This window comes from Micrococcus sp. HMSC067E09 (assembly GCF_001812555.1).
GTDB lineage: Bacteria > Actinomycetota > Actinomycetes > Actinomycetales > Micrococcaceae > Micrococcus > Micrococcus lylae.
In genome coordinates this window covers 122492-143962 of the sequence record NZ_KV809449.1, presented here as the reverse complement: position 1 = coordinate 143962, position 21471 = coordinate 122492, and the positions used below count along the sequence as shown (strand labels likewise).

Here is a 21471-nt window from a genome sequence, read left to right as displayed (position 1 = left end):
CCGGGCTATCGTGACGGTGTGACGCCGCATCTGCCTGTCCTTGCAGTCCGTTCCGCCCCGCCTCCGACGTCCAGCCGTGCCGCCACCGTCCCGTTCCGCTCGGACCTGCTCGCCTTCGGCGTCGTCGCCTCCGGGGCCGGCTGGGCGGGGGTGGCCGTGAACCGCGCCGCAGGACGTCCGGACTCCATGGACAGCCCCGGCAGCCTGGTCTGGCTGCTGTCCCCGCTGGCCGCCGCAGCCGTGCTGCGCCGGGTCAGGCACGGGGCCTTCCTGCCGCTTCGCCCCGCGGACGCCGTGGCGTCTTCGGGCACGCACCGCACGCTCGCCTGGGGCACTGCGGTGCTGGTCTACCCGGCGGTGACAGCGGGGGCGCTGGGGCTCGGCCGGGCGGCCGGGCTCGTCGACCTCTCCCGCGCGGACGTCGCCGGCCTGGGCCGGTCGATTGCCACCGCGCTCGGGCCCGCCCTGGTCAAGAACCTGGTGGAGGAGTCCTGCTGGAGGGGCTACCTCACCGAGGAGCTCCTGCGCGCCGGCGTGGGCAGGGTGCCGCTGAACCTGACGGTCGGCGCCGTCTGGGCCGCCTGGCATGTGCCCTACTATCTGCGCTTCCTGCCGGAGGCGGACATGCGTGCCGTGCTCGACGTTCCCCGCCGCGCCTTCGCCGCCGTGGCCGCCGGGGTGATCCTGGCCTGGACCCCGCTCTACACGGAGGTCTACGCGCTCACCCGCTCGGTGTGGCCCGGGGTGGTCATGCACGCCGTGGAGGACGCGGTGGTGAATCCGTCCGCCATGGCCACGGGCATCCGGTACACCCGGGCCGGGCAGTGGCTGGTCTCTCCGGTGGTGGGCGCAGTGACCAGTGCCGCCTACACGGCGGTGGGCTGGGCGCTCGGCCGGCTCGGCCGTGCACTGCGCGGTCCGGTGCGCTGAGCGGCCGCAGGGGAAGGACCGAGCCACCCGGTCCCGCCCCTGCGGCGTCTTCGTCCCCGTTCCGGAGGCTGCCGTCGGCGGCGCCCGCACGAGAGAATGGGGGAGGCTCACACGCACCGTTGAAGGGGAGGCCATGCCAGAGACGTTCGGACATCATCCATGGACTGTCCAGGACCTGGTGGACGGGGTGGACAGCGGACGCGTGCGACTGCCGGACATCCAGCGACCCTTCGTCTGGGGCAACGCGAAGGTCCGCGACCTCGTGGACTCGATGTACCGGGGCTTCCCCGTCGGACAGGTCATGTTCTGGGAGAACAGGGCCGATGAGCACACCAAGTCCATCGGCGTCGCCGACAAGACCCAGGCCGGCTCGATGCAGGTCGTCGACGGCCAGCAGCGGCTCACCTCCCTGTACGCGGTGGTGAAGGGCGCCAAGGTGCTTCGCGATGACTACGCGGAGGAGCGCATCGTCGTCGCCTTCAACCCGAAGACCGAACGGTTCGCGGTGCCGGACAACGCCATCCGACGGTCGGCGGAGTGGATCCATGACATCCGGACGGTGTTCGAGCAGCCGATCACCGCGCGACGTGACTACATCGAGGCCCTGGAGACCGCCCAGGGTGGTGAGCGCCTGAGCCGTGATGAGGAGACCGCCATCGAGGTGGCCATCAACAGGCTCGCCGACGTCCTCAAGTACCAGTTCTATGTGGTGCAGCTGAAGGAGAGCGTCGGGCGGGAGACCGTCGCGGACATCTTCGTGAGGATCAACTCGCAGGGGGTGAAGCTCTCGTCCGGTGACTTCATCCTCACCTGGCTCTCCGTGTTCTGGGAGCAGGGGCGTCAGGAGCTCGAGGACTTCGCCCGGCACTCCCGGTTCACGCCGCAGGAGATGTCGCGCATGCTGGACCGGCCGGTCCGGTGGACGCCCAAGAACCCCTACCTCACCCTGGACGCCGTGCACATGCTCCGCGTCGCCATGGCGGTCGGCAACGGCCGTGCCCAGTTCGCGGACGCCTACAACGCCCTGCGCGGCCGAGACCCCCGCACCCGGGAGATCGTCCCGGAGAACCGGGAGCGCGAGCTCGAGAAGCTCAAGGAGGGGCACCGGGTCGCCCTGGACCCGAAGAACTGGGACAAGTACCTCAAGGTGCTGGAGCGTGCGGGCGTCCGGACCTCCTCGATGATCACCTCGAAGAACGCCGTCATCTACGGGTATGCGCTGTGGCTGATCGGCCGCACGCGATTCGGCGTCTCCGTCGACGCGCTGCGTGAGGGCATGGCCCGCTGGTTCTTCATGGTGCAGATCACCGGCCGGTTCTCCGGCAGCCCGGAGTCCAAGGCGCAGGAGGACCTGAACCGTCTCAACGCGCTCACCGAGAGGACTCCGGAGGCGTTCCTCGAGGCCATCGACGCCCAGATCGCACGCACCCTCACGGCCGACTGGTGGAGCCTGTCATTCCCGGAGGACCTGCACACGTCGAACATCTTCGGACCGGCCTACCTGGGCTACGTGGCAGCGCTGACGATCCTCGATGCCGACACCCTGCTCTCCACCCTGAAGGTCAAGGACTGGCTGGACCCCTCGCGGCGGCCGGTGAAGGGCATGGAGAAGCACCATCTGTTCCCGAAGGACCACCTGAAGCAGGACCTGGGCATCACGTCCTACTCGCACATCAACCAGGTCGCCAACCAGGCGCTGGTGGAATGGTCCGACAACATCGAGATCTCGAACGCCAAGCCCTCGGAGTACTGGGACAAGCAGGTCCGGGACAAGGCCATCGAAGGAGACCGGCTGGCGCAGCAGATGTGGTGGCACGCCCTCCCGGAGGACTGGACCGAGCTCCCCTACGACGACTTCCTGAAGGAGCGCCGTCGTCTGATCGCGGAGGTCACGTACGAGGGGTTCCGCAAACTCTCGGACCCGAACTACCAGCCCCGCACGGCCTCTTGGCCGGTGGCTGACACCACCCCGGTGCTGCCCGCCTTCGACGAGCTGGTGCGGGACGGCGCTCTGGCCGCCGGCATGGAGCTCGTGCCCGCCAGTGGCCAGACGGAGTCCATCGTGGAGATCACCGAGGACGGCACCCTTCGCCTGGGAGACGAGGAGCACAAGACTCCGGACCTCGCGGCCCAGGCGGACGGAGCCGAGGACGTCGACGGCTGGGAGTACTGGATGGTGAAGGACGACGGGCGACTCCTCGCCGAGGTGCGCCAGGGCGCCAATGCCTGAACAACGCCGCAGGGGCAGGCCCGATCCACCCGGTCCCGCCCCTGACGCGTGTCTGCGGCCCGTGCGGGCCGCCGCCGGTCAGCCCTTCTTCACCACGATCGTCCACTCGGCCGCACCGCGCTTGGTGAACTCGGTGACCTCGTGGCCGTCCTCGGCCGCCCAGCGCGGCAGCGAGTCGGTGGCCTGGGTGCAGTCGAAGTCGATGATCAGCTCGTCCCTGCTGGGGATCTGCGCCATCGCCTGCTTCGCCTCCACCAGCGGGAAGGGGCAGACCTGTCCGTCGGTCTCGAGAAGGTGGCGTGCCATGGGTGTCTCTCCTTGGTTCGTGGGTGTCGTCTCCGTCTTCCCGACGACGTTTCCTCGCCTCCGCCTGCCCGCCCACCGTGGAGGTGGGCCGGGCGGGGAAGGGGGAGTGGCCGTCGTCGGGAAGGAGGGTGTGGGGGCGGTCAGCCGACCGGGGTGAGCGTCACCGGGGAGGCGGCGGCGGCCGGGGTGGCGCCCTTGCCGCGGTGGTTGAGGATGAAGATCTTCGTGGCCAGCCCGGTGCCGAGGATCATGAACACCAGGGATGCCCAGCCCTGGAACGTGAATGTCGCGGTGTTCACCATGGCGTTGCCGATGGTGCAGCCGCCGGCCCACGCGGCGCCCCAGCCCATGCCGAGGCCGCCGAGGATCGAGCGGACCGTGGTGGTGGCGTCCGGGATGCGGATGCGGAACTCGCCGGAGGCCTTCGCGGCGATGAACGAGCCGACCAGCAGGCCGAGCACGAGCATCACGCCCCAGTCGACCAGCTCCGGGTCCCCGGTGCCGATGTACGCGCCGATGTTCGCCGAGGGGCCGGTGATGCCCAGGCCGGACTCGCGGCCGGTGGCCCAGGACAGCGGCCAGGCGAGGATCGCCAGCACACCGATGATCGCGGCGGTGACGAACGGGTGCCACGCCTTCTCGGTGAGCACGTAGGCCAGGCCCGTCTTGGTGGCCGGCAGCCGGAAACGGGTCATCCGGGACTCGCGACGCAGGTGGTGGCGGACGGCCACACCCACGGCCGCCACGAGGACCGCCACGAACACCCACGGGGACAGCCCCGTCAGCTGCTGGAACGAGCCGGTCTGCGTCTCCACGGAGCGGACGGCCTCGGTGGTGCCGGCCAGCGGGCCCTTGCGGAACGCTGCGGCGCCCACGATGTAGAAGATCAGCGCGAACCAGGAGCCCGCCAGGCCCTCGGCGGCGCGGTAGTAGGTGCCGGTGGCGCAGCCGCCGGCCAGCACGATCGAGAAGCCGAAGATCAGGCCGCCCAGGATGGTGCCCAGCCACGGGAAGGTCTCCGGGGCCAGGGTGATGACGCCGGCGGCGTCCAGGGCGAACACGCCCACGGACTGCACGGCCACCACCACCATGAAGGCGGTGAGCCAGCGGGACGAGCGGAGGGTGAACAGGTCACGGAACGCACCCGTGACGCAGAAGCGCCCGCGCTGGAACACGAAGCCCAGCACGGTGCCCAGGAGGAGTCCGGTGATGATCATGGCGGCCATGACACACCGGCCGGGGGTCTCGAAGCGAGGGATGCAGTCATGCGGGGCAACGCGGGGTCATGCGGGGACACATCCGGCTCTGGCGGGAATAGACCGCGGGGCGAGCAGGTCCGCCGGGGCGCACCCCCAGTGCGCACACCCGGTCACCGAGTAGACCGCGCGGTGAGAAGGTCCGCCGGGAGGGGGAGGCGCCGGCGTGGCAGGATCCGTCTTCCGGTGGAGGTGCGCTGTGCGGACGGTCAGTAGCGTGGGAGCCACGGCGCACCTGACGCGGGTGCGCCCGGCACCGGCGTCCGGGGCCGGCGGAGGAGCCTTCGCGGGCCGGGGCGGTGCACAGACGCAGAGGGGAACATGACCATGATGAACGGCGACGGCGGCAACACGTTCTGGCGGAAGGTCTTCGGCGACCGACGCGACCAGCGCCTCGTCCTGCGTGAGGCCGGCTTCTCCTGCGAGTCCGAGGCCGCGGCCTGGGCTGAGGACCTCGTGCCCGGTGGGACCCGTGGAATGTCCGAGCTGGACCTGATCGACCGGGTCCGCCGGGCCCGCCCGGACCTCACGCTCACCACCGCCGGGTACATCGCGCGGCACACGGCTGTCCGCAGCGCCTGAGGACGTGACAGCCTGGAGGGCATGAGCTCCTTCGACCTCACCGTGGACGCCGTGCTCTTCGACATCGACGGCACCCTCGCCGACTCCACCGCCTCCGTGGAACGCTCCTGGACCCGGCTGGCCGAGGCCCACGGCGTGGACGTGGAGCGTCTGCTCTCGGTGACCCACGGCCGCCGCGCACGGGACACCATCGAGGAGTTCTTCGCCGCCGACCAGGTGGACGCCGCCGCAGCGGAGCTGCTCGAGTACGAGACGAACGACCTGGACGGGATCGTGGCGCTGCCCGGCGCGCTGCGGATCCTGGACGGACTGCCCGCCGACCGGTGGGCCGCCGTCACCTCCGGCGGCCGCGACCTGATGGGTCTGCGCCTGGACGCCGCGGGACTGCCCGTGCCGGAGCTGTTCATCGCCGCGGAGGACGTGGCGGCGGGCAAGCCGGACCCGCAGGGCTACCGCATGGCCGCCGAACGCCTCGGCGTGGACCCCGCCCGCTGCCTGGTGGTGGAGGATGCTCCCGCCGGCGTCGGTGCCGGCCGCAACGCCGGAGCCACTGTGCTGGCCGTCGGCACCTCGCATGACCTCGCCCGGCTCTCCGCGGCCGACCACCTGGTGCCCGACCTCTCCGGCGTCACCATGGAGCCCGGTCCGGACGGCATCCGTGTGCGGGGTTGAGCCTGCGCTCGTCGGCGCCCACCCTTCGCGCAGAGTTAATGCGCACGACCCTGGTCGGTGTGACGGTGGATGCATGGACGCTCACACCCTCTTCGTCAACGGCACCATCGACACTCTCGACCCCGAACTCGGCACCGTTACGGCTCTGGCCGTGATCGACGGCAAGGTGGCCGCAGTCGGAGCCGCGGCGATGGAGCTGCGGGGACCGGATACGAATGTCGTGGACCTCGGCGACGCCTACGTCCTGCCGGGACTCCATGACGTTCACAACCACCACCTGATCGCAGGGCAGATGGACCTGTTCGAGCTTGATGCCTCGCCGACCCTCGACCTCGACGGGCTCCTGGAGGCGGTCGCCGCACACGCGGCACGGCTCGGACCCGAGGAGTGGGTCGTGGGCGGCAGCTGGGGCTCCGGCTTGATGAACCAGATCAACTCAACCGAGGCGCTTGCCCGTCTCGACGAGGCGACCGGTGGGCGGCCGGCGGTGCTCAAGGACGACTCGAAGCACAATCGCTGGGCCAACTCGGCGGCCCTTGCCCTCGCCGGGATCGGCGACACGGTGACTGATCCGGAGGGTGGCCAGTACCTGCGTGACGCGGACGGCCACGTCACCGGCGTGCTGATCGAGGCGGCGGGCAGGGACATGGAGCAGCTTCGAGAGCGCCTGCACCCCACCCGCGACGAGGACTATGCCCAGGCGGCGCGGCGCGGCATCGAGATCCTGCACTCCTACGGCGTCACCGCGTTCCAGGATGCCGCCGCCTCTCTGCAGCTGATGAAGGCGCTCAAGGTGCTGGACGATGCCGACGAACTGACCGCCTGGGTGGTCACTTCCATGCAGGCCAACGACTTCATCTTCGGCACGGCCCCGCTGGGAGAGGGGATTATCGCCGGGCGTGAGGGCACCCGCAGTCCGCACCACCGTCCGGACTTCATCAAGATCTTTCTGGACGGCGTGCCCCCGGCCGGCACCGGCGCATTCATCGAGCCCTACCTGGCGGAGGCCGGGTTCGGCGGCTGCCACCACGGGCAGACCACCATGGACCCCGCCGAGCTCGAGGGCTGGCTCATGGGCACCGCTGAGCGAGGCATCTCAGCGAAGATCCACTGCACCGGCGACGCCTCGGTGCGCCTCGTCCTGGACACCGTGCAAAAGGTCCGCGAGGCCGGCCACACCGACGTCCGGTATCACGTGGCGCACGGCCAGTTCGTGGACCCGGAGGACGTGCCGCGTTTCCGTGAGCTCGGTGTGGTCGCGGACATCTCTCCGGCCCTGTGGTTCCCCGGCGTGATCGCCAATGCCATCAAGGACGTGCTCGGCGAGGAACGCGGCTCCCGCCTGCAGCCGAATCGCTCCCTCGTGGACGCCGGCGCCATCGTCGCCGGCGGCTCGGACTGGCCGGTCAGCGAGATCCCGAACGCGTTCGAGGCGATCTACGGCCTGGTCACCCGCAAGGACCCGACTTGTCAGTTCCCCGGCGCCCTCTGGCCCGAGCAGGCGCTCACCCTGGAGGAGGCGTTGCACGTCTACACCACGGCTCCGGCTGAGGCGATGGGGCTGGCCGAGGTCACTGGGACGCTCTCGCCCGGCAAGTCTGCGGACCTTGCGGTCCTCTCCGCCAACCTCCGGGAGGTGGACGTGGAGGAGATCCCTTCTGTGCAGGCGGTGCAGACCTGGTTCGCCGGCCGGAAGGTCTTCGACCGGGACATTGCGCAAGGGTGCTCGGCCCTGACGGCATCCGCGTGCGCGGCTGAGGCGGGGCAGAGCACCTGTCCTCCACAGATGGACTAACTGTATTGACTAACCTCTGGCGGGTCCGTATCGTCGAGCTATGGAGACGGTGAAGGTGCACCAGGCGAAGACACATCTGTCGGCATTGCTCAAGCGCGTCGAGGCAGGCGAGGAGATCCTCATCGCCCGGGGCGATCGGGGTGTCGCGCGCCTGGTTCCGGTGGAGCCCGCCCGGCGGGAGCTCGGGTTCGGCTCCTACCGGCTGCCGGACGGCTTCTTCGATGAGCTGCCCGAGGACGAGCTCGAGGTCTGGGAGGCCTGATGACTGGCCGAGAGCAGGCGGCCGTCCTCCTCGACACACATGCATTCATCTGGGCAGTGAACGATCCGGACCGCCTGGGAGCACAGTCGCGCGGGGTACTCGAGGACGCCTCGGTCGACCTGTTCGTTTCGGCGGCGAGCGCGTGGGAGGTTGCCACGAAGAGTCGCCTCGGAAAGCTGCCCGGCGCCGATGCCTGGCTGCCGCAATGGGATGTGCAGGTGGCTCGCCTGGGTGCGCGTCCGTTGCCCGTCGACTCAGGCCACGCACTCCTCGCCGGAGGCCTCGACTGGACCCATCGAGACCCCTTCGACCGGATGCTGGCAGCCCAGGCGATGCGTGATGGGCTGGTCCTGATCACCAGGGACGCGGCATTCTCCACGCTCGCTGTCCGTGGAGAGGAGGCGGCGCTCCGCCTGCTCTGGTGAGGGGGCGCGGCCCGGGGAGAGGCTGTCCTGCCCGGCCCGGCCCCGCACGCGACGCGGCCGCCTACCGGAAGGTGGGCGGCCGTCGTCGTGAAGCGGAGGAGGAGAACCGTGCCGAGGAGGCTCCGGTGCGGGAGGAGGCCCTGTCAGGCGGCCCCTGTCAGGCCGCCGTCTTCCGCGCCGGTCACGTTCCAGCCCACGAAGGAGCGGTAGGACATGCCCGCGGTGCCGGCGGCGACCGGCATGCAGGTGTGGACGATCGGCACGAAGCGGCCGAGCACCAGGGCCAGCGGGCCGCGGCGTGGCGCGGTGCGAGCGGGGAGACGGTCATGGGCACGGGCCTGTGCCTGCGGCTCCAAGACGCGGCCCGGAATCCGCGGCTCCCCGGGGAACTCCCGGGCTTGAACTGCGAAGCGTTCGCAGTAGAGTGCCGGGCATGAGCACTCCCACTCCCGCGGACATCTGGGCCAGTTCGGACTACGCACCCACCGCCGCCCGGCTGAGGCCGGCGGCGCTCGCCGTGGCGGAGGAGGTCGCCGCCCGGGTGCGGTCCGGCGCCCACGTCCTCGACCTCGGTGCCGGCCATGGACAGGGCGCCGCGAAGCTGGTTGCACGTGGGTTCCGGGTCACCGCCCTGGACCCCACGCCGGCCATGGTCGAGATCGGGCGGGCACGCGTGCCGGAGGCCGACTGGGTCCTCGCGGACGGCGAGCACACCGGGCTGAAGGGCGGCGCCGTGGACGCCATCGCCTCCTCCTTCGCGGCGATGATCTGCGACCCCTGCGCCGGACCCGCCGAATGGGCGCGCGTGCTCGCCCCGGGCGGGACCCTGGTGATGACCGCCTGGGACGGCCGTGGGTTCCTCGCCGAGATGACGGACCGCATGACGGCTGCCGTGGCCCCGGCGGGCCAGGCGCCGCACACCCCGCCGCACATGCGGTGGGCGCAGGACGGGGTGGCTGCCGAACGCCTGGGCCCGTGGTTCGCGGACGTGCGTGTGGAGCACCGTGACCTGACCTGGGACTTTCCGAGCGTGGAGGCCGGCATGGAGCTCTACCTCGAAGGCAGCCCCACCCACACCTGGTCCCTGGCCATGGCGGGGGACCGGCGGCAGGCGCTGCTGGAGGCGCTGCGCGGGCACCTCGAGGAGTGTGCCGGCCAGGACGGGGCGATCCGGTCGAGCGCCGGCTACGCCATGATCACCGCGACACGCAGGTGAGGAGCACCGAGGAGAGACGATCGTCGCCGCCGCCTGGCACCTGAGTCCATGCCGCCCGGCACCTGAGTCCATGATGTTCCTGAGCCCATGGACGGGCCGTTGTCGGCTTCCCTAGCGTCGTAGACGTCACCGTGATCCACGCGTTGGCATGTCCCCAGATCACGCTCACCGTGAGGAGACCAGTCCCATGCCGAAGAACACCACGACCCTCCGTTCCCGCCGACTCCTCGGCACCGCCGCCGCCGTGCTCATGGCCGGCGGGCTCACCGCCGTGCAGGCTCCTGCCGCCTCCGCTGCCGCCGGAGGCACCACCACCGACGCCGTGAACATCCGCGCCGAGGCCACCACCGGCTCCGCCGTGCTCGGCTCCATCCCGGGAGGCACGGACATCACCGTGGAGTGCCAGACCGAGGGCGAGCAGGTGGAGGGCACGTACTCCACCCATCACTGGGGCAAGGTCACCTACAACGGCCAGACCGGCTACGTCTCCCGCGCTTATGTGACCATCCCGGACGCCGCCGGCCTCGGCGCCTGCGACACCGCGGAGGACCCCGCCCCGGACCCGGGCGCCGACCGCCAGCAGGTGTTGGACCGTGCGAACCACTGGGTGAGCCAGGGCCTGCCCTACTCCATGGAGGGCTACGCCCCCGGCCCTGACGCGGACGGCTACAAGTTCCGCACCGACTGCTCCGGCATGGTCGCCATGGCCTACAACCTGCGCGACCAGTCCTACTCCACCGTGAACCTGCCGGAGAAGTTCAGCCCGATCGCCAAGGAGGACCTGCAGCCCGGAGACATCATCGGCAACCTCGGCCCCGGCAGCGCCGGCGCCGCCGGCCACGTGGTGATCTTCAACGGCTGGGTGGACGACGCCAAGACCCAGTTCCGCACCCTCGAGCAGAACGGGAGCCACGGCGCCGTCGCCCTGACCCACACCTGGGGCAACGCGTTCTGGAGCCAGCAGGCCTACCGCTACAACGGCTTCTGAGCCGCAGCCGGGCCATGAGGCCGGCGGCCCCGGGGAGGGGTCGCCGGCCTCAGCCACGCGGAGTCTGCGGACTGAACGGCGCAGGCCGAGCGGGCCTGTTGCCGCAGGCTGACCTCCGGATTCCGGAGAACGGAGGGGCCGGGGCCGCCGAGTGTGGTCCCGGCCCCTCCGCTGTGCCTACAGTTCCGGGGTGAGCTACAGCGTGGTGGCCGTCACCCGGTGCCGCCGCGCGCCCATTCCGTTCCCGACCCACGAAGGAATGCCACCGCGATGAGCACCGCATCGTCCGAACCCTCGCCCGTCCTCGCCAACGCGCATGCCCAGTTGGCGAAGGCCATCGAGACCCTCGGCTACGACGAGGGCATGCACGAGACCCTCAAGAGCCCCCGCCGAGAGATGTCCGTGTCCATCCCGCTGCGCCGCGACTCCGGCGAGATCGAGGTCCTCCACGGCCACCGCGTGCAGCACAACTTCTCCCGCGGCCCCGCGAAGGGCGGCACCCGCTTCGCCCCCACCGTGGACCTGGACGAGGTCCGCGCACTCGCCATGTGGATGACGTGGAAGTGCGCCCTGCTGGACGTCCCCTACGGCGGCGCCAAGGGCGGTGTCGCCATCGACCCGCGTGAGTACTCCCAGGCCGAGCTGGAGCGGGTCACCCGCCGCTACACCTCCGAGGTCATGCCGATCATCGGCCCGGACAAGGACATCCCCGCCCCGGACGTGGGCACGGACGAGAACACCATGGCCTGGATGATGGACACCTACTCCGTGTCCGTGGGGCATACGGTCCCGGAGGTCGTCACCGGCAAGCCGGTCGCCCTCGGCGGCTCCCAGGGCCGCGCTGCGGCGACCTCCCTCGGCGTCACCCAGATCGCCCTGGCCGCGCTGGAGCACAAGGGCATCGAGCCGACGCAGGCCACCGCCGCCGTGCAGGGCTTCGGCAAGGTCGGCGCCGGCACCGTGGAGTTCCTCGCGAACGCCGGCGTGAAGGTCCTCGGCGTCGGCGACCAGTACGGCGCCGTGCAGAACGAGGACGGCCTGGACTTCTCCGCCCTGCAGAAGCACGTCGCGGAGACCGGCTCCGTGGTGGACTGCCCGGGCACCGAGAAGCTCGAGGCCGCCGATCTGCTCACCATGGACGTGGACCTGCTCGTCCCGGCCGCGGTGGAGGGCGTGCTCACCGAGGACAACGCCGCGGACGTGAAGGCGAGGATCATCGTGGAGGGCGCCAACGGACCCACCACCGGCGAGGCCGACCGCATCCTCAACGAGGCCGGCGTCATGGTCGTCCCGGACATCCTCGCCAACGCCGGCGGCGTGATCGTCTCCTACTTCGAGTGGGTGCAGGGCGGCCAGGCCTACTGGTGGACCCTGGACGAGGTGAACGAGAAGCTCGAGAAGCGCATGACCGGCGCCTGGAACCGCCTCATCGCCACCGCTCAGAAGCACGGCACCTCATTGCGCGAGGCCGCCATGGTCACCGCCGTCGAGCGCGTCGCCGAGGCCCACGTCCTGCGCGGCCTCTACCCGTGACCTGAGCCGGCGGCGCCGCCTCGGGGATTCCCGACGACGGCCCCTCGCCTCCGGCGCGCATCGGCCCCTCGCCTGCGGCGCGCATCGGCCCAGTGCCGTTGCGCGCCCGGCGTCACGGCTCAGCTGAACAGGTCCCGCCGCAGCAGGGTGAGGTGGTCGTCGTCCCCGCCGCGCAGGGTGGGCTCCGGGACGTCCACCACCACGAGGTCCTCGCCGTGCTCGGCGCCCCAGTGCGCGGTGCCGTCCGGGGCGGCCACGACGGACAGGCCGCAGTAGTCCTGCTCGCCCTCGGCGCCCACCCAGTTCGCGTACGCCACGGTGAGGCCGTTCTCGATCGCCCGTGCCGGCACCAGCACCCGGTTCACGGACTCGAAGCCGCGCATGTTGGCGGTCGGCACGAGCACCAGGTCTGCCCCGGCCTCGGCCGCGAAGCGCACGGTCTCCGGGAACTCCACGTCGAAGCAGATCAGCAGGGACACCGCCCGGCCGCGCAGGTTCACCACGTGCGGCACGGACGGCCCCGGGGTGAACCGTGCCCGGTCCAGGTCCCCGAACAGCTGCATCTTCCGGTGGGTCAGCAGCAGCTGGTCCCCGTCGACCAGGTTCGCGGAGTTGTAGACGGGGGCGACCCCCGGCTCCGGCGAGCCGTCCTCGGCGGGCGAGCGGCCGTCGTCGGGAAGCCCGGCCTCCGGGAAGCCGTAGGCGACCGCCACCGCGTGCCGTGAGGACAGCTCCCGGACCCGTTGTGTGGTGGGGCCGTCCGCCGGCTCGGCCAGGGCACGGGTGTCCGCGGCGGAGATGTCATAGCCGCTGGTCAGCATCTCCGGGGCCACGAGCACGTCCGCGCCCGCCTGCGCGGCCCGGCCCAGGGCCTCGTCCAGGCGCGCGAGGGCGCCCTGCGGATCCAGCGGATGCGGGGCGGGCTGCCACAGGGCCACACGCATGGCGGTCAGTCCTCGAGCTGAACGGGCGCCAGATCGGCGAACACGTCACCGGGACCCGGGTTGGACTCGTGGCAGGCCCCGCCGAAGTGGGTCATCACGCCCCACACCGCGTTCAGGCCGGTCTGCACGGCGCCCTCTGCCCAGGCGGGGGTGAAGGAGACGTCGTCCCCGGCGAGGAAGATCCCCCGTTCGGACTCCGGCAGGTCCTGCTGCATGAAGTGCGTGTACATGCGGTGGTTGTACCGGTAGTGGCCCGGCAGGGCGCCCTTGAATGCGCCGAGGAAGTACGGGTCGTCCTCCCAGGAGACGGTCACCGGCTCGCCCACGATGTGGCTGCGGATGTCCAGGTCCGGGTAGATCTTCTCCAGCGCCGCCAGGGCCAGCTCCACGCGGCGGTCCACCGAGTGCGGGAGCATCTTCAGCGAGTCGGACATCCAGGAGTAGGACAGACAGATGGCCGCCGGCTTCCCCGGGCCGTCGTCGAAGAGGTAGGTGCCACGGGTCAGGCGGTCCGTCAGCGTCATGGACATGCGGTCACGGCCGGTCTGAGGATCCTGCTCGAGCCAGAACGGCTCGTCCACCATCACGAAGGTCTTCGAGGACTGCATGTAGCGGGTGCGGTCCAGTGCCATCCACAGGTCCTGGGAGAACAGGGACTCGTCGCAGTCGATTTCCGTGGTGAGCAGCCAGGAGTGGCAGGTGGCCAGCACGGCGTCATGGGTGCGCGCCACGCCCCAGCGGTCCGTGACCGTGAAGCGTCCGGCCGGGTCCTTCTTCACCGCGGACACCGCCGGCAGGGTGGAGCCGCCGTGCAGCGAGGCCAGGGTGGTGCCCTCCGGCCACGGAGAGGTGCTGCGGGCCGGCAGCGTCCACAGGCCCTTGGGCAGCTGGTCCACGCCGCCGTCCACCAGGCGCTGGTCCTCGTCGCAGTTGGTGAGGACCACGCGGAGGATCTCCAGCATGGAGTTCGGGAAGTCCGAATCCCAGCCGCCCGTGCCGAAGCCGACCACGCCGAAGACCTCGCGGTCCCGGAACTTCAGGTTCTTGAACGCGGTGGAGGAGGCGATGAAGTCGTAGAACGTGCGGTCGTCCCACTCCGCCACGATCGCGTCCCAGCGGCGCTTGAGCTCCGCGGTGTCCCGGTTGCGGATGGCCGTCTGCAGCTCCGGGAAGCCGATCTCCACCAGGGCCTGTGCCCAGGCGTCCGAGATGGCGGTGAAGGACTCCGGCAGGTCCTCGGCGGTGCGGGCGTAGTGGGTCTCGCCGCCGATGTCGATCACGGTGGAGCGTGCCGTCTGCGTCAGCGGGTTCGGGAACGGGCGGTGCGTCAGGCCCAGCCGGTCGACGTAGTGGAAGAAGGACGTGCCGGAGATGGGGAAGCGCATGCCGCCCAGCTCAGCGGTCACCCCGGCGTCGCCCGGGAAGCGGTGGGTGCGCAGGCGGCCGCCGATCTGAGTGGCCTCGTAGACCACCGGGCGCAGGCCCAGGGACATCAGCTCGTACGCGGCGACCATGCCGGACAGGCCCGCCCCGATGATCGCGACCTCCTTGCCGTGCGCCTCCTCCGGGATCGAGCCCAGGCCGTCCGGATGGGCGATCCAGTCGTCGAAGCCGAACGGGAAGTCCGGGCCGAAGATCGTGACCGGGCGCTCGCCGGTGGTCTCGTCCTCGGTGGGCGCAGGGAAGATCGTCATGGTGGTGGCGTCCGCCTCTCGTGTGCCGGACCGCCAGGGGGTGATGGCGGTCACATGTCTGATGGGTCGGCAACACAGTAGCGGCAGGTCCGCATTCTGGACAGCCGCCCACGTGAAAGAGAGGACGAAGGTCCACGGGAGGCGCCGAGCCAGAAGATGTGGCGCGCCGAACCAGAGGAATCGCACACTTCGCGGGGCCGGGAAGTGCCCACTCCCTCTGGTTCGGCGCAGGGGTGATGACAGGATCGGGGGATGCGTCCCCACGTCGCCTCCTTCCCGACGACGGCCCCCTCGCACTCCGCGGAGTCCCTCACCTCCGGCGCGGCGTCCTCATCGTGCTCTCCGGGCTGCCGGGGGTCGGGAAGACACGATCGCCCAGGCCGTCGCCCGACGCCCCGGCGCCCGCAGCCCGGACCCCGGCACCCCGAACACCCCTCGGACAGCCCCGGAACGCAGCGAGCGGGCAGGCGGTCCTCAGGGGATCGCCTGCCCGCTCGCCGTCGTGAGAGGTGCGGGATGGGTGCGCGGAGAGGCCGGGGGATCAGCCCTTCACGCCGCCGGCGGTCAGGCCGGACACGATGTACTTCTGCAGGAACAGGAACAGCGCCATCACGGGGAGCGCCGCGAGCACGGCGCCGGCGGCGAACACGCCCCAGTTCTCGGAGCGGGTCTCGGACACGTAGCCGAACAGGCCCACGGCCAGGGTCTGCGTGCCCGGGTCCGTCAGCACCACGGAGGCGATCACGAACTCGGACACCGTGGAGATGAAGGACAGCAGCGCCACCACCGCGAGGATGGGGGTCACCAGGCGCAGGATGATCTGGAAGAAGATCTGCACGTGGGAGGCGCCGTCCAGCTTCGCCGCCTCGTCCAGGGACTGCGGGATGGTGTTGAAGAAGCCGTACATCAGATACGTGTTCACGCCCAGCGCGCCGCCCAGGTACACCAGGATCAGGCCCAGCTGGGAGCCGATGCCCAGCACCGGGACGATGTCCCCGATGTAGGTCAGCAGCAGGAAGATCGCCACCACGGCCAGCAGCTGCGGGAACATCTGCACCAGCAGCAGCGTCAGCAGGCCCACGCGACGGCCGGCGAAGCGCATGCGGGAGAACGCGTAGGCGGCCAGGGCGCCGAGGAACACGGTGGACACCGAGGTCACGATGCCGATGATCATCGTGTTCATGAACCACTTGGCGTAGGGGCGGGCCTCGTCGTTGAACAGGTCCACGTAGTTCTGCAGGGAGAACGAGCTGAACAGGCTGTTCGAGGACGCCATGGTGCCGGTCGGGTCGAAGGACGCCGAGAGCACGTAGAGCAGCGGGAACAGGGAGAACGCGGAGGCCAGGACGCCCACGATGTGGCGCCAGCCGTTCTCCTTGAACCACTTGCCGAAGGAGCGGCGCGAGCCCGAGGGGCCGTCCGTCTCCTCCCAGCGGATCGGATCCTTCTCCTGCGCGGCCAGGGCCGCGGCCATTCCCGACGGCGACGGGCCGGCGGGCACGGTCGGCTCGCCCGGGCGCGGGGTCCCCTGAGGGGTCGATGCGGTGCTCACGAGTCGATCTCCTCCAGGGCCTTGGTGCGGTTGAAGCTGATCGCCGAGATGGTGGCCACGATCAGGAAGATCACGATCGACAGCGCCGAGGCCAGGCCGTAGTCGATGCCCGTGCCGGAGAACGCCGTCTTGTAGACCACCGTGATGAGGATGTCCGTGGCGCCGATGTTGCCGAACGCGTCCGGGAACTGCGGGCCGCCGCCGGTCAGCATGTAGATGATGTTGAAGTTGTTGAAGTTGAACGCGAAGGACGAGATCAGCAGCGGGGCCACCGAGACGAGCAGCAGCGGCAGCTTGATCGAGCGGAAGATGCGCCAGGCGCCGGCGCCGTCCATCTTCGCGGCCTCGTCCACGTCCTCCGGCAGGGACTGCAGCGCGCCGGTGGTCACCAGGAACATGTACGGGAAGCCGAGCCAGAGGTTCACCAGGAGCACCGAGAACTTCGCGAGCCACGGGTCCGTGAGCCACTCGATGTGCGCCCCGCCGAAGAGGGTCGCGTTGACGAAGCCGAACTCCGGGTTCAGCAGGCCGGACCACACGAGGCCGGACAGGAACGCCGGGAACGCGTACGGCAGGATCATCATCACGCGGTAGACCTTCTTGCCGCGCAGCGACGCCTTGTTGAAGGTGATCGCCAGCAGCAGGCCCAGCACGAACGTGGTGAGCACGGACAGGAAGGCGAACGCGAAGGTCCAGACGGTGACGCGGATCAGCGGGTCGCGCAGGTCCGGGTCCGTGACGGTCTTCGCGAAGTTGTCGAAGCCCACGAACACGCGCCAGCCGTTGCGCAGCTCCTCGCCGGAGTCGTTGGCGTACTTGCCCTGGCCGTTGTCCCGGAACACGTCCCCGGTCTCCCGGTTCGTGAAGGTGTCCGCGGCCTCGTCGTAGTCGTAGGTGGGGATGTAGGCGTAGGCGACCGAGCCGTCGCTGGTCTCCAGGGTGCCGTCCTCCGGGTTGTCAGAGACCGGGACCTTCAGGGAGGACATCTCGTCCTGGCGGGAGAGCAGGTCCGCGAACTGCAGGGTCTGGTAGCCGTCCACGGAGATCGGGCGGTCGCCCTCCATCGCGGCGTCGACCGACTCGAGCGGGTGCTCCGCGTTGCCGACCACGGCCTCGCCGTTGCGCTCGGTGAGCATGTACAGCTCGCCGTCCTTCTCCAGGACGGTGACCGGGTAGGTCGGAGAGCCCTCCACGCGGGTGGACTCCTCGCGCTGGATCGCGGCGATCGCGTGGTCCTTGTCCGAGATGTGGCCGCCGCCGTAGTTGGTGAACGCGATGTAGGAGGAGTACACGACCACGAACACCTGGAACAGCGCCAGGAAGAAGACGCCCGGCGCCAGGTACTTGGCGGGCAGGCCGCCGCGGCGCAGGTAGATCCAGTTGATCAGGACGGTCACGGCCAGCGTGACGCCGAAGACCAGCCAGTCGCCCATCGCGACCAGCTGGAACATCACGTAGACGGCGAACGCGTCCACCAGTCCGAGGAGGACGATCTTGGACAGCGTGCCGAGCAGGCCGTCCGGCCCGCGGCGCTCTCCGCCGAGGCCGCGACGGCGGCGTGGTGCGGTGCCGGTGTCCCCGGCCTGCGCGCCGGTGGTCTCCGGCGCGGTGGAAGACGAGCTCATGGTCCCTCATCCGGCCCGAAGGCCTGCCTCATGGTGCGGTGGTCCCCGCTGTGCCGCGGGGCTGCGTCGGTGGCACCGTGCGCCGCCCGGACGGATCCGGACGGCGCACGGTGCGGACGGCTCAGATCACTTCTTGATCTTGCCCTCGATGTTGGACACCATCTTCTTCCAGTCGGCGGCCGGGTCGGCCTCGCCCTTGATGACGCGCATCTCGGTGCCGCCCCAGAACTCCCAGACCGCGCCCATCTCCGGGTCGGCCGGCATGGGGACGCCGTTCTTGCCGATCTCGCCGAAGGCCTTCACGACTTCGTCCTTCGCCGCCTTGTCGAAGGAGGCGGTGAGGGCCGGGGCGCGCTTGCCCTCGGTGTAGAGGGCGTCCTGGGCCTGCTCGGAGGACAGGTAGTTGATGACGAACTCGTTGGCGGCGAGCTTGTTCTTCGACTCGGAGGAGACGAAGAAGGCGTTGACGCCGATGAACGGCTGCGCGTCCTGGTCGCCCATGGCCGGGATCGGCTCCACGGCGAAGTCGATGCCCGCCTTCTCGGCGTCCTCGACGTTCCACGGGCCGGTCAGGAAGTAGGCGGCCTGGCCCTTGAAGAACTGCTCCTTGGCGATGTCGCCGGTCATGTTCGGGTTGAAGGCGCCGGTGCCCTTCGGGCCGTGCTCGGCGAGCTTCTTGGCGAAGGCCTCGCCCTTCTCGCCGCCCATGGCGACCTGGGAGGCGTCGTAGGAGCCGTCCTCCTTCTGCTCGAACACCGGAGCGCCCATGGAGGTCTGGAACGGGTACAGGTGGTACGGGTCGCCGGCCACCGGGTCCAGGCCCACGACGAAGCCGTACTTGGCCTTGCCGGAGTCCACGACCTCCTGGCCCTTCTTGACCATGTCGTCGAACTTCTCCGGGGTGGAGTCCACGAGCTCGGTGTTGCGCAGCAGGGCGATGTTCTCGACGGAGTAGGGCACGCCCCAGGTCTTGCCGTCGTAGGTCACCGCGGCCACGGCGGCCTCGGAGAAGTCGCCGGACTTGTCGCCGAGCTCGAGCGGCTCCACGACGCCGTTCTGCACGAGGGCGCCGATCCAGTCGTGGGCGCCGACGATCACGTCCGGGCCCTTGCCGGTGGGGGCCTGGGTGATGAAGTCGTCGCGCATGGAGGAGTTGTCCTTCACGACGAGCTTGACGGTGATGCCCTTCTCCTCCTTGAACTTCTTCGCCACGGCCTCGAGCGGCTTCTGGCGGTTCTGGTCCACCCACATGGTGATGGTGGTGGCGCCGCCCTTGGTCAGGTCCTCGGAGGAGGACGAGCCGCCGGCCGAGCCGGTGGCGGAGGACGACGAGCCGGAGTTCGAGCCGGAGCCGCCGCAGGCGGTGAGGGCGAACGCGGCGATCGCGCCCGACATGGAGAGGGTGAATGCGCGACGGGAGACGTCGCGGGAGCTGTTCGCGGCCATGGCCTGCCTTTCGGGGTTCAGGGGGACCTCGTGGGGGGTTGCTGCCCGGGTGGGCGGCCATGGGGCCGCTGCGCCGTTGCAGCCGTGGTCCGCCGGGTCCGCGTCAGGCCTGCTGCACAGTGCGGGTGCGGTCGGACGAGGACGTCGGCGTCACTGAGTGTAAACGCTTCCACTGAGATATTCCACACATCCGCTGGAATCAGCATGTACGCGGGCCGCTCCGGGGGTGATGCGGTATGTCGGGCGCTGAAACGGCCGGTGGAACCGCTTTCACAATTGCATCCGGTGCGCCTAGGATGTCGCTCGTCCCCATCACGCCGATGAGCAGCGGCGCCCGCTGCAGAACAGAGACCACCATGGCCGGCATCAAGGACGTCGCGCGCATGGCCGGCGTCTCCACTGCGACCGCCTCGCGCGCCCTCAGCGGCTCCGGGCCGGTCGCCGACGCCACGCGCGTCAAGGTCCTGGCCGCCGCCGAGTCCCTCGGGTACGTCGCCCACGCCTCCGCCGCGTCGCTGGCCTCCGGCCGCACCCGCAGCATCGGGCTCGTGGTCCCCACCGTGGACCGCTGGTTCTTCTCCGCCGCCCTCGAGGGCGCCGCCCAGGAGCTCATGGCCCACGGCCTGGACCTCACCCTCTACGACGCCGGCCTGTCCGCCGAGCGCCGCTCCACGATCTTCACGGACCTGCTCCGCCGCGGCCGCCTGGACGGGCTGGTGACCATCTCCTTCAAGCTCAGCCCCTTCGAGCTCGCCGGCATGGAGCGCATGGGCCGGCCCGTGGTGGCTCTCGGCGGCCGCGTGCAGTCCCGCGCCCAGCTGCCCGAGTGGTTCACCGCCCTCCAGGTGGACCACTTCCGGGCAGCCACCCTGGCCACCGAGCACCTCACCGCCCTCGGCCACCGGGACGTCGCCTACCTCGGCCGTGTGCCCGAGGACGTCGAGTTCCAGGTCTCCACCGAGCGCACCCGCGGCTTCCTGCAGGCCATGGCCGCGGTCGGCGTGCAGGTCCCGGACGAGTGGATGGTGGAGGCCGACTTCACCACCGGCGGCGCCTTCCACACCGTCCGCGAGCTCCTCTCCCGGCCAGGCCCGCGCCCCACCGCCATCCTCTGCATCTCGGACGAGATGGCGATCGGCGCCTACACCGCCGCGCTCTCCCTCGGCCTCTCCGTGCCCGGCGACGTCTCCGTCATGGGCATCGACGGCCACCCCGACGGCGCCCGCCTGGGCATCTCCACCGTCGACCAGTCTCCGCGAGAGCAGGGCCGCCGCGCGGTCCGGCTCATCGTCGAGGCCCGCAAGGGCAACCCCGCACCCCGGCAGATCCTGCAGCACCTCGCCGTCCGACCCCGGGCGAGCACAGCGGCACCGCCGGGCGTCCCGAGGACGGACGTGCCGTCGTCGGGAAGGATCTCCGCCGCCGGCTGACGCCGAGGCGCACAGCGGAACCACCCCCCTCTTTCACTACGGATCGTCGGGCACGTGCCTGCCCGTGAAAGGACCCCCATGGCCTCCGTGACGTTCAAGTCCGCCACCTGCCAGTACCCCAACGCCCCGCGCCCTTCCGTGGACGGGCTCGACCTCGAGATCGCCGACGGCGAGTTCCTCGTGCTCGTCGGCCCCTCCGGCTGCGGCAAGTCCACCTCCCTGCGCATGCTCGCCGGCCTCGAGCCGCTCACCAAGGGCCGCGTGTTCATCGGCGACCGCGACGTCACCGACGTGGAGCCCAAGGATCGCGACATCGCGATGGTGTTCCAGAACTACGCGCTCTACCCGCACATGACCGTGGCGGACAACATGGGCTTTGCCCTCAAGATCGCCGGCGTCCCCGCCGCTGAGCGCCGCCAGCGCGTGGAGGAGGCCGCCAAGCTCCTCGACCTCGAGCAGTTCCTCGACCGCAAGCCCAAGGCCCTCTCCGGCGGCCAGCGCCAGCGCGTCGCCATGGGCCGCGCGATCGTCCGCAACCCGCAGGTCTTCCTCATGGACGAGCCGCTGTCCAACCTGGACGCCAAG

20 protein-coding genes are annotated in these 21471 nt (G+C 70.4%); 12 read left to right on the top strand and 8 right to left on the bottom strand.

Annotated elements, in window-relative coordinates; genetic code table 11:
- Window positions 1–18: 18 nt before the first annotated feature.
- Complete coding sequence (locus tag HMPREF2863_RS08915; protein ID WP_141756404.1) at window positions 19–930, top strand: CPBP family intramembrane glutamic endopeptidase; 912 nt, start codon at window positions 19–21, stop codon at window positions 928–930.
- A 133-nt stretch (window positions 931–1063) separates the two neighbouring features.
- Window positions 1064–3160, top strand: coding sequence for a GmrSD restriction endonuclease domain-containing protein (locus HMPREF2863_RS08910; RefSeq protein ID WP_070639534.1), 2097 nt, complete (start codon window positions 1064–1066; stop codon window positions 3158–3160).
- 78 nt (window positions 3161–3238) lie between these two features.
- On the opposite strand, the gene HMPREF2863_RS08905 is transcribed toward HMPREF2863_RS08910, so the two are convergent.
- A complete protein-coding gene (locus HMPREF2863_RS08905; protein WP_070639532.1) occupies window positions 3239–3466 on the bottom strand; it encodes a sulfurtransferase TusA family protein in 228 nt (75 codons plus the stop codon).
- A 140-nt stretch (window positions 3467–3606) separates the two neighbouring features.
- Complete coding sequence (locus tag HMPREF2863_RS08900) at window positions 3607–4683, bottom strand: YeeE/YedE family protein (protein ID WP_070639665.1); 1077 nt, start codon at window positions 4681–4683, stop codon at window positions 3607–3609.
- Between the two features lie 360 nt (window positions 4684–5043).
- On the opposite strand from HMPREF2863_RS08900, the gene HMPREF2863_RS08895 reads away from it, so the two are divergent.
- The 5 genes from HMPREF2863_RS08895 (at window position 5044) to HMPREF2863_RS08875 (ending at window position 8458) form a co-directional block, all read left to right on the top strand.
- Complete coding sequence (locus HMPREF2863_RS08895) at window positions 5044–5304, top strand: hypothetical protein (protein WP_067190515.1); 261 nt, start codon at window positions 5044–5046, stop codon at window positions 5302–5304.
- A 21-nt stretch (window positions 5305–5325) separates the two neighbouring features.
- On the top strand, window positions 5326–5976 hold the full coding sequence (locus tag HMPREF2863_RS08890) for an HAD-IA family hydrolase (protein WP_070639530.1): 651 nt from the start codon (window positions 5326–5328) through the stop codon (window positions 5974–5976).
- 73 nt (window positions 5977–6049) lie between these two features.
- Window positions 6050–7771 carry an amidohydrolase gene (locus tag HMPREF2863_RS08885; RefSeq protein WP_083315342.1) on the top strand — a complete coding sequence of 574 codons (1722 nt, stop codon included), beginning with the start codon at window positions 6050–6052 and terminating at the stop codon, window positions 7769–7771.
- A gap of 40 nt (window positions 7772–7811) precedes the next feature.
- Complete coding sequence (locus HMPREF2863_RS08880) at window positions 7812–8033, top strand: type II toxin-antitoxin system Phd/YefM family antitoxin (RefSeq protein ID WP_067190511.1); 222 nt, start codon at window positions 7812–7814, stop codon at window positions 8031–8033.
- A complete protein-coding gene (locus tag HMPREF2863_RS08875; protein WP_067190508.1) occupies window positions 8033–8458 on the top strand; it encodes a type II toxin-antitoxin system VapC family toxin in 426 nt (141 codons plus the stop codon). The genes HMPREF2863_RS08880 and HMPREF2863_RS08875 overlap by 1 nt, the downstream gene beginning before the upstream one ends.
- Window positions 8459–8601: 143 nt before the next feature.
- Here the strand turns inward: HMPREF2863_RS08875 and HMPREF2863_RS12475 are convergent, their stop codons facing one another.
- The gene (locus tag HMPREF2863_RS12475; protein WP_067190506.1) at window positions 8602–8814 is read right to left on the bottom strand and encodes a DedA family protein; all 213 of its coding nucleotides are present in this window, start codon (window positions 8812–8814) and stop codon (window positions 8602–8604) included.
- Between the two features lie 77 nt (window positions 8815–8891).
- Between HMPREF2863_RS12475 and HMPREF2863_RS08865 the strand changes: the two genes are divergently transcribed.
- The 3 genes from HMPREF2863_RS08865 to HMPREF2863_RS08855 all read left to right on the top strand — a co-directional run bounded on the left by HMPREF2863_RS08865 (window position 8892) and on the right by HMPREF2863_RS08855 (window position 12195).
- Window positions 8892–9674, top strand: coding sequence for a class I SAM-dependent methyltransferase (locus HMPREF2863_RS08865; RefSeq protein ID WP_067190504.1), 783 nt, complete (start codon window positions 8892–8894; stop codon window positions 9672–9674).
- 187 nt (window positions 9675–9861) lie between these two features.
- A complete protein-coding gene (locus HMPREF2863_RS08860) occupies window positions 9862–10662 on the top strand; it encodes an SH3 domain-containing protein (RefSeq protein ID WP_070639528.1) in 801 nt (266 codons plus the stop codon).
- A gap of 270 nt (window positions 10663–10932) precedes the next feature.
- Window positions 10933–12195: a Glu/Leu/Phe/Val family dehydrogenase gene (locus HMPREF2863_RS08855; protein WP_070639525.1), complete on the top strand. Its 1263-nt coding sequence runs from the start codon at window positions 10933–10935 to the stop codon at window positions 12193–12195.
- 119 nt (window positions 12196–12314) lie between these two features.
- On the opposite strand, the gene HMPREF2863_RS08850 is transcribed toward HMPREF2863_RS08855, so the two are convergent.
- From HMPREF2863_RS08850 to HMPREF2863_RS08830, 5 genes are all read right to left on the bottom strand, one after another.
- Entirely contained in the window at window positions 12315–13139 is an 825-nt protein-coding gene (locus HMPREF2863_RS08850; RefSeq protein ID WP_070639523.1) for a carbon-nitrogen hydrolase family protein, read from the bottom strand.
- A gap of 5 nt (window positions 13140–13144) precedes the next feature.
- Window positions 13145–14833, bottom strand: a complete 1689-nt coding sequence (locus HMPREF2863_RS08845; RefSeq protein WP_070639663.1) for a flavin monoamine oxidase family protein — start codon at window positions 14831–14833, stop codon at window positions 13145–13147.
- A 541-nt stretch (window positions 14834–15374) separates the two neighbouring features.
- Window positions 15375–16385, bottom strand: coding sequence for a sugar ABC transporter permease (locus HMPREF2863_RS08840; protein WP_245232152.1), 1011 nt, complete (start codon window positions 16383–16385; stop codon window positions 15375–15377).
- Window positions 16382–18010, bottom strand: coding sequence for an ABC transporter permease subunit (locus HMPREF2863_RS08835; RefSeq protein ID WP_067190493.1), 1629 nt, complete (start codon window positions 18008–18010; stop codon window positions 16382–16384). The genes HMPREF2863_RS08840 and HMPREF2863_RS08835 overlap by 4 nt, the downstream gene beginning before the upstream one ends.
- Before the next feature lie 126 nt (window positions 18011–18136).
- Entirely contained in the window at window positions 18137–19456 is a 1320-nt protein-coding gene (locus tag HMPREF2863_RS08830; protein ID WP_067190491.1) for a sugar ABC transporter substrate-binding protein, read from the bottom strand.
- A gap of 320 nt (window positions 19457–19776) precedes the next feature.
- On the opposite strand from HMPREF2863_RS08830, the gene HMPREF2863_RS08825 reads away from it, so the two are divergent.
- Together HMPREF2863_RS08825 and HMPREF2863_RS08820 are read left to right on the top strand one after the other, a co-directional pair.
- Window positions 19777–20886: a LacI family DNA-binding transcriptional regulator gene (locus HMPREF2863_RS08825; RefSeq protein WP_246828864.1), complete on the top strand. Its 1110-nt coding sequence runs from the start codon at window positions 19777–19779 to the stop codon at window positions 20884–20886.
- Between the two features lie 78 nt (window positions 20887–20964).
- A partial coding sequence (locus HMPREF2863_RS08820; RefSeq protein WP_141756411.1) for an ABC transporter ATP-binding protein occupies window positions 20965–21471 on the top strand: 507 nt, incomplete at its 3' end.